This is a genomic window from Sediminibacterium sp. GW821-FHT12F12 (assembly GCF_058806635.1).
This window is the reverse complement of record NZ_JBXAPW010000035.1, coordinates 1-665: the sequence shown is the minus strand read 5'-3', so window position 1 is coordinate 665 and position 665 is coordinate 1. Positions and strand designations below refer to the sequence as shown.

At 41.1% G+C, this 665-nt stretch carries 1 protein-coding gene; it reads left to right on the top strand.

What is annotated here, in order from left to right:
• Positions 1-39 precede the first annotated feature (39 nt).
• Positions 40-474, top strand: a complete 435-nt coding sequence (locus tag AC1RNB_RS18575; protein ID WP_493085256.1) for a helix-turn-helix domain-containing protein — start codon at positions 40-42, stop codon at positions 472-474.
• The last annotated feature ends 191 nt before the right edge of the window (positions 475-665 follow it).

Below are 665 nucleotides of genomic sequence, written 5' to 3'. Positions count from 1 at the left end.
TGTCCCGTCCTGAAATAGCGATACACAAAAACAGTCGTTATGTCACAAAGTGCATCAAATCAGTACGTTAAACGTACACAAAAGGATTACACCCATTCCTTTAAACTACAAGTGGTTCAGGAAATTGAGCGAGGCGAATCATCGATCCGGGACGCTTTGAACAAGTATGGTATTCAGTCCTATTCAACAATTCTTGGATGGTTGAGAAAATATGGGAACTTTAATTGGGAGAACCAAAGTCCCTCGACTATGCCTAAGAGCCCTGAACAGAAGCTTCTTGAATTGGAGCAAAAAGTGAAGCTGTTGGAGAAACAGAAAGCCTTTTTGGAGCACCAGGTTGAGCAAGCAGATAAGAAAGCCATCATATTCGATATGATGATTGATCTTGCAGAAAAGGAGTATAATATTCCCATCCGAAAAAACTCCTCACCCGAACAATCGATCAATACCGATCAGAAAAACAAGAAACGCTAACAGCTACCTGTGCGTTGTTCGGGGTAAGCAGACAGGTTTATTATCGTAGGATCAAATCCACAAGCAGGAATAAATCTTTATCACAAGAGGTGATAGAGATGATTATACCTGTTCGAAACAGGATGCCCCGTATTGGAACCAGAAAACTGTATTATTTACTTCAGCCCAAATTAGATAGTCTGGGCGTTGGT

Coding starts and splice junctions, on each gene's coding strand:
- AC1RNB_RS18575 (WP_493085256.1), top strand. CDS start 40: ATGTCACAAAGTGCATCAAATCAGTACGTTAAACGTACACAAAAGGAT.